This window comes from Pseudochelatococcus sp. B33, assembly GCF_053570585.1.
The window spans coordinates 104631-116824 of sequence record NZ_JBSEFH010000008.1 but is presented as its reverse complement, the minus strand read 5'-3'; the positions used below and the strand labels follow the sequence as shown (position 1 = coordinate 116824).

At 61.0% G+C, this 12194-nt stretch carries 11 protein-coding genes; 6 read left to right on the top strand and 5 right to left on the bottom strand.

All coding sequences use genetic code 11. The features are described 5' to 3' along the window. The first annotated feature begins 32 nt into the window (after window positions 1-32). Window positions 33-836, top strand: a complete 804-nt coding sequence (locus ACUSIJ_RS10735; RefSeq protein ID WP_449308384.1) for a pyrroline-5-carboxylate reductase family protein — start codon at window positions 33-35, stop codon at window positions 834-836. A gap of 182 nt (window positions 837-1018) precedes the next feature. Then, complete coding sequence (locus ACUSIJ_RS10730) at window positions 1019-1714, top strand: GntR family transcriptional regulator (RefSeq protein WP_449308383.1); 696 nt, start codon at window positions 1019-1021, stop codon at window positions 1712-1714. A gap of 111 nt (window positions 1715-1825) precedes the next feature. On the opposite strand, the gene ACUSIJ_RS10725 is transcribed toward ACUSIJ_RS10730, so the two are convergent. From ACUSIJ_RS10725 to ACUSIJ_RS10710, 4 genes are all read right to left on the bottom strand, one after another. Then, window positions 1826-2842, bottom strand: a complete 1017-nt coding sequence (locus ACUSIJ_RS10725; RefSeq protein ID WP_449308382.1) for a LysR substrate-binding domain-containing protein — start codon at window positions 2840-2842, stop codon at window positions 1826-1828. Further along, window positions 2839-4185 (bottom strand): NAD(P)/FAD-dependent oxidoreductase, encoded by a 1347-nt coding sequence (locus tag ACUSIJ_RS10720; protein ID WP_449308498.1) that lies wholly within the window; start codon window positions 4183-4185, stop codon window positions 2839-2841. Before ACUSIJ_RS10720 ends, ACUSIJ_RS10725 begins: the two co-directional genes overlap by 4 nt. Before the next feature lie 100 nt (window positions 4186-4285). After that, entirely contained in the window at window positions 4286-5806 is a 1521-nt protein-coding gene (locus ACUSIJ_RS10715; protein WP_449308381.1) for an aldehyde dehydrogenase, read from the bottom strand. 3 nt (window positions 5807-5809) lie between these two features. Next, a complete protein-coding gene (locus ACUSIJ_RS10710) occupies window positions 5810-6715 on the bottom strand; it encodes a dihydrodipicolinate synthase family protein (protein ID WP_449308380.1) in 906 nt (301 codons plus the stop codon). Window positions 6716-7369: 654 nt separating this feature from the next. On the opposite strand from ACUSIJ_RS10710, the gene ACUSIJ_RS10705 reads away from it, so the two are divergent. From ACUSIJ_RS10705 to ACUSIJ_RS10690, 4 genes are read left to right on the top strand one after another with little or no spacing between them, the layout of a single operon-like run. Continuing rightward, window positions 7370-8221 carry a glycine betaine ABC transporter substrate-binding protein gene (locus ACUSIJ_RS10705; RefSeq protein ID WP_449308379.1) on the top strand — a complete coding sequence of 284 codons (852 nt, stop codon included), beginning with the start codon at window positions 7370-7372 and terminating at the stop codon, window positions 8219-8221. A 44-nt stretch (window positions 8222-8265) separates the two neighbouring features. Then, window positions 8266-9396 carry a quaternary amine ABC transporter ATP-binding protein gene (locus tag ACUSIJ_RS10700; RefSeq protein WP_449308378.1) on the top strand — a complete coding sequence of 377 codons (1131 nt, stop codon included), beginning with the start codon at window positions 8266-8268 and terminating at the stop codon, window positions 9394-9396. Beyond that, complete coding sequence (locus tag ACUSIJ_RS10695; RefSeq protein WP_449308377.1) at window positions 9389-10234, top strand: ABC transporter permease; 846 nt, start codon at window positions 9389-9391, stop codon at window positions 10232-10234. The genes ACUSIJ_RS10700 and ACUSIJ_RS10695 overlap by 8 nt, the downstream gene beginning before the upstream one ends. Beyond that, a complete protein-coding gene (locus ACUSIJ_RS10690) occupies window positions 10234-11091 on the top strand; it encodes an ABC transporter permease (protein ID WP_449308376.1) in 858 nt (285 codons plus the stop codon). Before ACUSIJ_RS10695 ends, ACUSIJ_RS10690 begins: the two co-directional genes overlap by 1 nt. 74 nt (window positions 11092-11165) lie before the next feature. Here ACUSIJ_RS10690 and ACUSIJ_RS10685 read toward each other — a convergent pair whose 3' ends face one another. Beyond that, window positions 11166-12191 carry a LysR family transcriptional regulator gene (locus tag ACUSIJ_RS10685; protein ID WP_449308375.1) on the bottom strand — a complete coding sequence of 342 codons (1026 nt, stop codon included), beginning with the start codon at window positions 12189-12191 and terminating at the stop codon, window positions 11166-11168. Window positions 12192-12194: the final 3 nt, after the last annotated feature.

Here is a 12194-nt window from a genome sequence, read left to right as displayed (position 1 = left end):
CCGCAATGGTTTCCCATCATTTGGAGTAAGTCATGATTATCGACGTACGGATCGGCATCGTTGGGGGCAACGGATGGCTCGGCAATGCGATCGCGAGTGCAGCCGTTGCCAGCGGTACGATCGACGGTGGCAAGATCATCGTCTCCGGCCGCTCGACCCGGCCCGGCCTGCTCAAGGTTCCGGGCGCGGAATTTACGCATGACAACAGCGAGCTTGTCGCTCGGTCCGACGCGATCGTCCTGTCGGTTCGTCCCGACCAGTTCGGCGCGGTGGAGGTTGATGCGAAGGGCAAACTCGTCATCTCGGTGATGGCGGGTGTAACGGCCGATCACGTCATGGCTCGGACCGGCGCCACCTCGGTCGTGCGCGCGATCCCGAACGCCGCGGCCGCCATCGGCCGCTCGTTCACGCCATGGTTTGCGACTCCTGAAGTCACCCAGGCCGACAAGGCCATCGTGCAGGCGCTCTTTTCCTCCTGCGGTGATGCAGCCGAGGTTCCGCTCGAATCGCACATCGACTACTGTGTCGGCATGACCGGCTCGGGTGCGGCCTTCCCGGCGCTTTTGGCCGAGGCGCTGGTCGCGCACGCCAAGTCGCGGGGGTTGCCCGAAAATTTCGCAAGACGCGCGGCCAAGGGCATCGTCGCAGGCGCAAGTCAGCTCGTTGCCGATGAAACCGCCGATACGGCCGCTATTGTGAAGGAAATGATTGACTACGGCGGCACGACGGCCGCCGCCCTTCGGACCATGTTGGACATGGACTTCAACGGCATCGTTGGAGCGGGGCTTACTGCCGCCACAAGGAAGGCAGAGGCAATGATGAAGGGCTCTGCCTGAGGTGTAGGCCCATCGTCACAAAATTTTCCTGTTTCATGTCCGGTAGAGACTGGAGAGACTGAGTGCAAAGGTAGTATAGGGCGGGGTTGGTGCCCAGGAGATCGTTCTGGTTCAATCCGAAGCATCCATCCACGAGGCGGTCGGAACGGATCCGAGCGTTTCACTCCCTGCGGAAAGATAGCATGAGAAACGGCAAATCGGCGCTTTACGAAGAGTTGCGACATCAGATCCTGACCTTGCAACGTGATCCGGATGAGGATCTCGATGAGGTCAAGCTGAGCGAGCAGTATGGTATTTCGCGTACGCCGGTGCGCGATGTCCTGCGTCAATTGGCCGTCGAAGGCTATGTTTATATTCGGGAGAACCGCGGTGCGCGCGTCGTTCCGATGAATCACGCGACATTGCGGGATTTCTTCTCGGTCGCGCCGATCATCTACGAGGCGGTGGGCCGGCTTGCGATTCAGAATTACAAGCGCGAGCATCTGGAAGAGCTCCAGCGCCGCCAGAATGAATTCGCCGCCGCCGTGGCGGCCCGCGATCCTGTCGGTATGGTTGTTGCAAACAATCATTTCCACACGATCATTGGACTCATGTCCAACAGCACATTTCTGCTGCCAAGCTACAGCAAGCTTCTGATAGATCACGAGCGGATCGGCCATACGTTCTTCCGCCCCACGAACGAGGAGATGGAGAACGACCTCCTGCGCTCGTGCCAGCAGCACGAAAGCATGATCAAAGCGCTGATCGACCGCGATGAAGGCCGGATGGTGCAACTGACCTACGAGCATTGGGACCTATGCCGTGGCAACATGGAAAGCTTCATCGCGCCAAAAGAACTCAAGTCCCGTGCGCTTGATACGGTGTTCAACGGCGCGTGACGTGCGCGGCATGGCGTCCCGTGGCAGATTGGCTCGTGTAGCGGGTCTTTCGAATCCGTTCGGTCTCAATCCTGCCAGTTGTGGGAAAGCGCGACCGAGGGGAGCGGCCGGTCAGCCGCGCAGGGCAGGGAGGTTCGTGATCGCCTCAAGCAGGTAGGCTACGAACTCCCGAACGTAGGGATTCTCCCGCGCGCCGGCGCGGATCTTCAGAAAGTAGGAACGCTTCGCATCCAGCGGCAGGTCGAACATGCGCACCAGCCTGCCCTGCGCCACGGCCTTGTGCACCAGATGGCGCCAGCCGAGGATGGCACCCTGGCCATCGAGCGCGGCTTCGACCAGCAAGCCGTAGCTGTTGGTGACAAAACCCGGGAGTGGCTCCTCGATATCCGGGCAGTGATGCCGGAACCAGTCGCGCCAGGTCAGCGGATACCAGGAGATCGCATCCGAGCTCCAGTGCATGCGGTGCAATTCCATCAACTCTGCGTGCAGGAGGTCTTCGGGGCGGCGAAACGGACCGCGGGCTTCCAGATAGGCGGGAGAACAGACCGGATCGACGACTTCGGGAAAGAGGTGGATCAGGTCCTGGCCGATTTGAGAGCGTTCGTTGCCGCAAATGATCGCGAGATCGACCTCCTCGAAATCCTGCAGCCTGTCATTTTCGTCGGAGGCCAGAAGCGTGAAGCGGATGTCGGGATGCAGACTGCGGAAGGTATCGGTGATCGGCTTGACGAAATGCGAGACACCCGCATAGGTCCCGGCGATGGTAATGGCCTTGCTGTCGATGCTTTGGCCGATCTGGAAGATTCCGTCGCTGAGCCGGTCGAGGCCTTGCGTCACGGCGTTGAGAAGTGTGTGGCCCTCGGCTGTCAGTTCCATCCCGTTTCGCTTGCGCACGAACAGATGGCACCCCAGGGCCTTTTCCAGCCCCCGGATTTGTTGACTGACTGCCGCTTGCGAAACGTGCAGTTCGTTGGCTGCCAGCGTGAAGCTGAGATGCTTGGCGGCGACCTCGAACGTGGCGAACGACCCGAGGGACGGCAGATACCGACGCTTCGGTGGCCGGAGGGCCGGTGGAGCACCCTTATGCGGCAGTACGTCCTTTTCGTCGGGTCCATTCATCTCGATCATTCATTGTGGGCACGCCATTCCCTCCAACGAATGAACAGGTTCGCACCGATTTTTGCAAGGGGTGCAGGGGGCAGCCGCGGCGGCCTGGGTTGAGCTGCGAGGAAGCGGGTGACCTCGGATTCGATGCCGAGCGCAGTCTCTGCTGCTGCGATGCCGGTCAATGTGCTGCGTGTCGTCCCCAATCCGTTGCATACGCAGGCAGCATACAGATCGTCATCGAGCCGCCCGGTGACCGATACGCTGTTCGAGGTCAGGCAGAGATGGCCGGACCACGAATATTCCATCTTCACGCTGTCCAACCGGGGATAGCGGGCATCGAATTTCTTGCGCATCAATCGCTGCGCGTGTTCCATCTGCCGGGGTGAGGTCTCCATGTCAGGCAGGAACTGCGCCATCGTCCGGGTGATGATCCGGTTGCCGCCCTGGGTCGTCGATATCCGGCGCATCGTCGTGCCCATCGGATCCGATGGCGTCACGCCCCAGCATTCAGCCCCTCCCATGCGACGCAGGGCCTCAGCCGACAGTTCTTCGGTCATGCAGGCGAAGAGGAAGATGTGCATCAGGCGGCCGCATGCGAGGCCGAAGCTCTCCAGATGACCGTTGTTGGCCAGGATCACGGTGCCAGCGTCGATTTGGCCACCGGGCGTGCGCACGGACCATCCTTGTGCGAGGCGGACCAGCTCGGTGACGGGGCTGTTTTCGTAGATGCTGATGTGCTGCGACAGTCCCTGCATCAGACCGCGGATATAGCCGGCCGGCTGCAACATGACCGTGCCGGGCGTGAACAGCCCCGACTGGTAATGCGCCGATCCGGTCAGCTCCTTCATCGCTTGTGCGTCCAACATTTCGCTGGCTTCGTTCAATGTCGTCAGATGCTTCGCATAGGCCAGGTTCTGGGCGTGGGCATGCGCGCTGACGGCTCCGTTCACCTTGCCGTCACGGCGGAAATAGCCTTGCGGTATCGCATATTCCCGCACGGCCTCGGCCGCGAAGGCGATGGCCTGACGATTGAGGGCGATGATTTGGCGATCGCTGCCGGAGCTATCGCCCGCGTAATCCTCGGACGTCAGCTCATGGGGCAGGTCGATCATGAAGCCGGAATTGCGGCCGGCAGAACCTCGCGCGATCTCGCCCGCCTCGATGAGGGCGATACGCGCGCCGGGTGCGAGCTGATGCAGACGGCGTGCTGCCGAAAGACCGGCGAAGCCGCCGCCAATAATGGCGAAATCGACGACGGCCCGTCCGTTCAGGGAGGGGAACAGGTGGCGAGGACCAAGTATGGTGTCCCAAGCCGCAGGCCCGGCAAGTTTTGGAAGCCGTTTGGCGCGATAGAGTTCAGACATGCGGAACCTCGAAGGAAAAGACCGGAGGCAAGAGCCGCTCGCCTCCGGTCCGATCGAACCGCAGATGTGGTTTGCGCATCCGCAGCTTCTGCAAGATGTCTCAGTCGATCGCGTCGCTGGCGCTGTCGGACAGGTCGAGCCAGATGGTCTTGAGCTGGGTGTATTGATCGTGCGCGTGGATCGAGTTGTCGCGTCCGCCAAAGCCCGATTGCTTGTAGCCGCCGAAGGGTGTCGAGATGTCGCCCTCGCCAAAGCTGTTGACGGTCACGGTGCCCGCCCGCAGCAGCCGCGCGCCGCGCAGCGCCCGCTTGACGTTGGAGGTGAAGATCGACGCGGCCAGACCGTATTCGGTGTCGTTGGCGATGCGGATCGCCTCTTCGAAACTCGCCACCTCGATGACGGTCAGAATCGGACCGAAGATCTCCTCGCGGGCCAGCTGATGATCGTTTCCGGCGACTTCCACGACCGTTGGTTCGACATGGGTGCCGCCATGGCTCTTGCCGCCAATCACCACCTTGCCCGACTGGGCGCTGTCGAGATAGGACACGACCTTGTCGAAATGCGACTTCGACACCAGGGCGCCGATGCGCACCGAGGGGTCCAGCGGGTCTCCCACGTTCCATTCGCGGGCATGGGCCTGCACTTTTTCGAGGAGCCTGTCCTTGACACCCTTCTGCACGATCAGCCGCGAGGCGGCCGAGCAGTTCTCGCCCATGTTCCAGAAAGCGCCCTGCACCACATGCGCGGCCACGACGTCGAGGTTTTCGGCGTCGTCCAGAACGATGCACGGGTTCTTGCCACCCATCTCAAGCACGACTTCCTTGAGGTTGGAGTCGGCGGAATAGTGCAGGAAACGACGGCCCGTCACGGTCGAGCCGGTGAAGGACACCATATCGACGTCGGGATGGCGTCCCAGAGGCTCACCCACTTGCGAGCCCGAGCCGGTGACGATGTTCAGAACACCCGCGGGCAGGCCGGCCTCAAGGGTCAGTTCCGCCACCCGCAACGCACTGAGTGAGGTCTCGGCCGCGGGCTTGACCACCACCGAACAGCCGGCGGCGAGGGCCGGGGCGATCTTCCAGGCCAGCATCAGCAGCGGGAAGTTCCACGGCAGGACGAGGCCCACGACGCCGATGGCTTCACGGACGACCAACGCGATGTGGTCGTCCGACGCCGGTGCGACCTGATCGTAGATCTTGTCGATCAGTTCGGCGTGCCACTTCAGGCAATGGATGGTCTCGGGAATATCCACTGTCTCGCAATCATAGATGGGCTTGCCGCTGTCAATGCTTTCCAGAACCGAAAGCTCATGGCGGTTCCGCTCCATCAGTTTGGCAAGGCGGAGCAGGACCTCTTTGCGTTCGCCGGGATGGATGCGGGACCAGCGGCCGTCCTCGAAGGCGTCACGCGCTTTCCGAACGGCGAAGTCGACGTCCTCGGGGCCGCAGGCGGCAACGTCGGCAAGCTTGGCACCGGTGGCGGGATTGGTTGTAACGAACGTCTTGCCGGAGATGGCAGGACGAAAGCCGCCGTCGATAAAGGCGTTCGAAGGCAGTCCGATCGATTTGGCAAGTGACTTGGCAAGTGCCACGTATTCGGCTTGAGTCAGGAGCTCGCTCATGGATCAATTTCCTGCCTTGATGTCTGCAATGGTGGTTTTCAGGACGGCGATAACCTGTTCCAGCTCGCGCTTCTCATCCTTGTTCAGGCCCTTGAGCGGCGGGCGCATCGGGCCCGTGGGAATGCCGGCCAGGGTCGTGCCGTGCTTGACGCACTGGATGAACTTGCCGCCCTGCTCGAGCACGCGCATGAGAGGCATCATCGCGGACATGATCTTGCGGCCCTTGACGAAATCGCCGTTCAGCACGCAGGTCTCGTAAAGGTAGACATGCTCCTCGGGAAGGAAGTTCGATCCGGCGCAGATCCAGCTGCGCGCACCCCAGGCAAAGAATTCCAGCGCCTGGTCATCCATGCCGCAGGACAGCTGGATGTGCGGGTAGTCGCGGGCGAGAAGATGGACGCGGTTGATATCGCCCGAGCTTTCCTTGATCCCGATGACGTTGCGGGAGCGCCCGACACGGTCCAGGAACTCTTCCCCCATCGCGACACCCATGCGGCCGGGATAGTTGTAGAGGATCACCGGAAGATCGGCTGCCCGGTCGATGGTCAGCGCGTTCAGGGCATTCTCGCGCTCGGTCGGGACCGAATAGGGTGGCGTGCCGAGCAGCAGGGCATCAGCCCCGATTTCGCGTGCGCCTTTGGCCAGCTCGATGCTGTCCGGGGTGCGCATCGCGCCGGTGCCGACGATGACAGGCAGCCGGCCCTTGACGCGGTCGGCGACGAACTTCGCAAGTTCAAGTCGTTCCTCCACGGTCTGGGAATAGTTCTCGCCGGTGGAGCCGCCTGAGATCAGGCCGTGTACACCCCTGTCAATCAGGTACTCTATGAGATCGGCAAGATGGTCGACCGCAAAGGACCCGTCCTCCTTCAGGGGAGTGACGAGAGGTGTATAGATCCCCTCAAGTGTCATTCTGAATGTCATTATAGCATCACCAGTTGCCGAATTTCAGGGAAGACGGACCACATGAGATCGCGCAGCGGGTCAGGAACAGCGAAACGTCATGCCCGCAGGTCGGATGCCCTCAGGAGGCTCCCCCAACAAAGGGCATCGCCTGAACAGCGGAAGCCGATCATCAGATTTTCATCGCGTTTTTCTCATTCGATGCAAGCGAGAATTTCCATCGCCCTGATATAAGAAAAAACTTATGCCTATGAGCCGGACGCGCCTCCCGGCGTCGCGTTTTGAACGGCAGCACCTGCGGTCCGGGAACCGCAGCAATTTTTGGGCTTGTGGCGCAAATATTCTTTAGCTTCGTCGTATTCTTTCAATCGCTGGTGATTTGCCGATTTTAGTTTTCCAGAATATGCTGCTGTGGAGTCCGCAATTGGGGTTTCAGAAGCACAGGAATGCGACGATCAGGCCCGGTCTTGGGCGTATCGAACGGTGACGCAGGCGGCTGTCATAGGGCCTCTGGGATAAAGTCAAAACTTATCCCAAAGGCCCAACCTCCTGGCGACAGCAGGGTATCAGCCTGGCCAGCTTCCCGAGGTTTCTGCAGTCGTTATCCGTCGATTCCGCGTTGGCATATAGTGGGGAACAACTTGTTAAGCGGGAGATGAAGAAATGAAAGCTGTCTGGAAGACGCTCTGCGTTGCAGTCGCGCTGGGGATCACGGCCCTGCCGGCCTGGGCACAGGAAAAAGTCATCAAGATGGGGACCCACGTCTACGAGGACCTGACCCCGATCACCGGAATCACCAAGAAGGTACTTGAGGACAAAGGATACAAAGTCGAGGTCACCGAGTTTTCGGAATGGGGCATCGCCTACGCGGCTCTCGCCAAGGGCGATATCGAAATTCTGGCTTCTCAGATAGATTATGTCGCGCAGGATTACTGGAATCGTAACAAAAGACGGCTGGAGAAACTCTCGCCGGTGTCGCACGGTCTCTATCAGGCATTTGCCGTGCCGAGCTATGTCGACATTGCGTCCATTGAGGATCTCAACGCCAATGCCCAGAAGTTCGGCGGTCGCATCGTCGGAATCGAGGCTGGTTCCGGATTGATGCGGGAAGCGGCGGAGGCCGTCAAGGCTTATGGGCTGAATCTTCAACTGATTGAAGGCAGCACCGCGGCAATGACCGCTACGCTGAAGGCTTCCATCGATCGCCAGGAGTGGATCGCCGTCACGGTCTGGGAACCGTCCTGGATGATGCAGAGGTTCAAGCTCCGCTTCCTCGAAGATCCCAAGGGCATTTTCGCTCCGCCGCAATCCTACTACTGGATCGCCCAGGCAGGGTTCGCGGAGAAGAACCCCGAGGCGCGTGAGATAATAGCCGGCGTCTACGTGCCCCTGGCGGCGATCAACGCGATCAATGGTGCGGTCAGCGACGGCAAAACCATGGACGAGGCCGTCGCGGAGTGGGTCGAGGCCAACGCCGATCTGATCTCACGCTGGGAAAACATAAAGGACTACTGAGCCCGATCATATTCTGCCAGCCCGTGCACGGCGTGGGCTGGCGATTGGGCATTCAGCAGGCCGATCGCCGGAGGGGCAAGACATTGAATGAGAGCAATGCTGATGTGCTGATTGAGTGTCAATCAGTATGGAAGATATTTGGCGCTTACTCCGACGCTGCCATCAAGGCCGTGTCTGAAAAAGGCGCAACGAAGGCCGAGGTGCTTCAGACATTCAACTGTGTCGTCGGCGTGGCCGGAGCGTCTCTGCAAGTGCGGCGCGGCGAGATTTTCTGCATCATGGGCCTGTCGGGATCGGGCAAGTCGACCCTGATCCGTATGTTGAACCGCCTGATCGACCCGAGCCTCGGGACGGTCGCGATCAAGGGTGAGGATATATCGAGGCTGGACGCGGCACGGTTGCGGGAGGTGCGCGCGCGTCATATCGGCATGGTGTTTCAGTCGGTCGCGCTCTTGCCGCATCGCACGGTTCTGGAGAATACGGGATTTGGTCTGGAAGTGCGCGGGGTCCGGCGAGCGGAGCGGGACAAGGCGGCAAAGGCCGCACTGGCCAAGGTCGGGCTGTCCGAATGGATCGAGCGCTATCCCTCGGAACTGTCAGGCGGGATGCAACAGCGGGTTGGGCTCGCGCGGGCGTTGACCTCGGATCCGGAAATCATTCTGATGGACGAGCCCTTCTCCGCCCTTGACCCATTGATCCGCCGCCAGTTGCAGGACGAGTTTCGCCAACTCACCAAGGAACTCGGAAAGTCGGCCGTGTTCATCACCCACGATCTCGATGAGGCGATCCGCATCGGCGACCGCATCGCCATCATGAAGGATGGTGCGATCATCCAGACCGGGACCGCCGAGGAGATCATCCTCAATCCGGCCGACCAATATGTGGCCGACTTTGTTGCGGGCATCTCGCGCCTTCATCTGGTCAAGGCCCATTCCGTCATGATCCCTCCCGCGGACTATCTGCGAGGCGCACCCGGCGCGGATCTGGCATCCTTGCCGAAGACCGAGCCGGAGGCCGATATCGACGCGCTGATCGCGCTGATCACCGGTTCCGGCCAGGATGCATTGGCGGTGATCGATGAGGGGCGAATTGCCGGTGTCGTCACCACGCGCAACCTGCTCCTGAGCGTGAGAGGCGATACTCCGCCGACTGAGAAGGTGGCGCTACATGGATAATGCCGCCTTCGTCCGCGAGTTCGACCGGATTGTCGATGACGCGATTTACTGGCTGGGCGATCATGCGGCTTTCTTGTTCGACGGCGTCCGTTATGCGTTGGAAGGCCTGTACGGATCGATTCTTGCGGTGGTCAGTCTGCCGCCGTTCTGGCTGATCGCCCTGGCTTCGGCGCTTCTTGGCTGGCGGGTGGTCGGCCGTGTCTTCGGCGTCCTGACCCTGCTCGGACTCTTGCTTTGTCAGTTTCTCGGACTTTGGCCCGCGACGCTGGACTCTCTTGCGCTGGTCATCAGTGCCGTTGCGGTCGCGCTTCTTATCGCGCTGCCGATCGGCGTCATTGCCGGGTATCTCGCCTCCCTTGACCGGGTGATCGAGCCGGTGCTGGATCTGGTCCAAACCCTGCCTCCCTACATCTACCTGCTGCCGGCCATCGCACTCCTCGGCTATGGGTCGGCGACGGCGCTGCTCGCCACGATCATCGTCTCCATTCCCCCGGTGATCCGGCTGACCTCGCTCGGGATCCGGCGCACCCCGAAGGAATTCATCGAACTGGGCGAGGCGACCGGGATTACCGCCGCGCAGATGTTTTTCAAGATCCGGCTGCCCTTTGCCTTGCCGTCGATCATGGCCGGCATCAACCAGAGCCTGATGATGGCGTTCGGCATGGTGGTCATCGCAGGTATCGTCGGCGCCGGCGGCCTCGGTGCGACGATCTATGAAGCGATCCGCACGCTGGACATCGCCAAATCGATCGACGCAGCCCTCGCCATTGTCGTTCTGACGATGGTGATCGACCGTATTACGCAGGGCCTCGTCAATGCAGGCAGGGGAGCGAAGTGATGGATCTCTCCGCGTTCCGGATTTCTGTGGGGGCATTCCTTGCTCCGGCCGTGGAATGGCTCAACATGAATTTCCACGGCTTTTTCGCTGTCATCAGCCTGGCGATAGAGACCGGTCTTTCCGGGCTGGAGGCCGCGCTGCTGTTCCTGCCTCCGCTGGCGCTGATCGGCTTCGTCACGGTACTGGTCCTCATAATGCTCGGCTGGCGGTTGGCGTTGCTCGTCGCAGGATGCCTGGGCTTCAACTTGCTGATGGGCTTGTGGCAGGCGACGATGCAGACGATCGCCCTGGTCGCCGTTTCGGTGCTGATATCGGTCATCATCGCCTTTCCCCTGGGCATTGTCGCGGCCCGGCGTGCCTGGATGGAGGCGGCCTTGCGCCCGATCCTGGACATCATGCAAACCGTGCCGCCCTGGGTTTATCTGATCCCAGCCGTGATGATCTTCAGCCTGGGCCGCGTGCCTGCGATCATCGCGACGATCGTCTATGGCATTCCGCCGATGCTCCGTCTGACCACGCTGGCCTTCAAGCAGGTGCCGAACGACCTCAAGGAACTTGGCGCCGCCATCGGCGCATCGCCGCGGACGATCCTGCTCAAGATCGAGATCCCTGCTGCAAAACCCACCCTGCTGGTTGGCCTGAACCAGTGCATCCTGCTGTCATTGGCGATGGTGGTTCTCGCCGGCCTCGTCGGCGCGGGCGGTCTCGGCGCCGAGGTGACGCGCGGTCTCATGCGGATGGAAATGGGCTTGGGCCTGCGGGCGGGGCTGGCAATCGTGGCTGTCGCGGTGTTGCTGGATCGCGTGTTGCGCAGCGCTCTGCAGCGCAGCCACACGGGACAAACAAGTAGCGGATGAGAGAGGCCGGGAAGGACCGGGAGGGATCGCGACCTGGCCGTGCCGTGTTTGCGGCGTCGTGGGGCGCCGAGCACCTATTCTATGAACTTGAAGAATTCGGTACAGAACTGGTCCACGATAGCCGCGTTCGGTCTCAGCGTGGAGCGGATAGCCTGAAAGCCGGCGTCGATGAAAACGCTCAATGGCTTGATGACGACCCCCCGGTCCTTGAATTCCGCTCCCACCAGCGCGCCGACGATCGCAACGCCGCCGCCTTCGGCGACCATGAGACAGGCGGTGTGCGACATGCGTGTTTCAAACACGACATGACGGGGGACATTGGCGAGCGCAACGTCGACGCGCGCCGCGAAGATGCTGCCGGGCCTCAGGTTGATGAAACGCTCCCCGGCGAGATCGGCAGGCTCGATGAGCAGCTTGTTGGCGAGCCGATGATGTTGCGGCAATGCGACGACGGCGGGCAATACCTTCGGCTCCAGAGAGAAGCCGGAGCGCTCCAGAGGACCGTCAGCATACCCGATATCCGCATGTCCGCTGGCCACGGCATCCACGACCTGATGCGAGGGCATCCCTGTGAGCGTTGCAAGAATCCCCGGCCGTTCATCGAGGAAGCGGACCAGAAACCGGGCCAGCACGCCTGTGGCAAGCACCGGCATCGCCGCAATGCGCAGGCGGCCGGCCGACTGGCGGCTGATGGCATCGGCATGCGCCGCAATGCGTGACAGTCCAGAGAAGGAACGCTCCACCTCCGTCATGAGCTCTATGGCGGCAGGCGTGGGGTGGATCTGATTGCCACGACGTTCGAACAGCTTCAGATGGGTTGCTGCTTCGAAATCCTGAATCAGTCGGCTGACTGACGGCTGGGTGATGCGCAGCAATTCCGCTGCGCCGGTCATGCTTCCGGCCTGCATGACTGTTCGAAACGCTTCAACCTGCCGAAAGTTGAGGGACAACGGTTCGCTCCATAGCATTTGCGCATCATGAGGCTTCTTTTTCGAATTTGACCGCATTTGTTCAGATTGTCTATAATTTTTATATCCTTTGTGTTCCAGGCCGCAGCACGATGGATCGGCAACCTGTGTGCCGCGGCCGATCCGTTTCATGCT

Excerpts from the sequence above, each read along its gene's own strand:
- ACUSIJ_RS10695 (WP_449308377.1), top strand. The coding sequence starts at position 9,389 with ATGGATAATGCCGCCTTCGTCCGCGAGTTCGACCGGATTGTCGATGAC.
- ACUSIJ_RS10690 (WP_449308376.1), top strand. The coding sequence starts at position 10,234 with ATGGATCTCTCCGCGTTCCGGATTTCTGTGGGGGCATTCCTTGCTCCG.
- ACUSIJ_RS10725 (WP_449308382.1), bottom strand. The coding sequence starts at position 2,842 with ATGATCGAGATGAATGGACCCGACGAAAAGGACGTACTGCCGCATAAG.
- ACUSIJ_RS10715 (WP_449308381.1), bottom strand. The coding sequence starts at position 5,806 with ATGAGCGAGCTCCTGACTCAAGCCGAATACGTGGCACTTGCCAAGTCA.
- ACUSIJ_RS10720 (WP_449308498.1), bottom strand. The coding sequence starts at position 4,185 with ATGTCTGAACTCTATCGCGCCAAACGGCTTCCAAAACTTGCCGGGCCT.
- ACUSIJ_RS10685 (WP_449308375.1), bottom strand. The coding sequence starts at position 12,191 with ATGAAACGGATCGGCCGCGGCACACAGGTTGCCGATCCATCGTGCTGC.
- ACUSIJ_RS10730 (WP_449308383.1), top strand. The coding sequence starts at position 1,019 with ATGAGAAACGGCAAATCGGCGCTTTACGAAGAGTTGCGACATCAGATC.
- ACUSIJ_RS10735 (WP_449308384.1), top strand. The coding sequence starts at position 33 with ATGATTATCGACGTACGGATCGGCATCGTTGGGGGCAACGGATGGCTC.
- ACUSIJ_RS10710 (WP_449308380.1), bottom strand. The coding sequence starts at position 6,715 with ATGACACTTGAGGGGATCTATACACCTCTCGTCACTCCCCTGAAGGAG.
- ACUSIJ_RS10705 (WP_449308379.1), top strand. The coding sequence starts at position 7,370 with ATGAAAGCTGTCTGGAAGACGCTCTGCGTTGCAGTCGCGCTGGGGATC.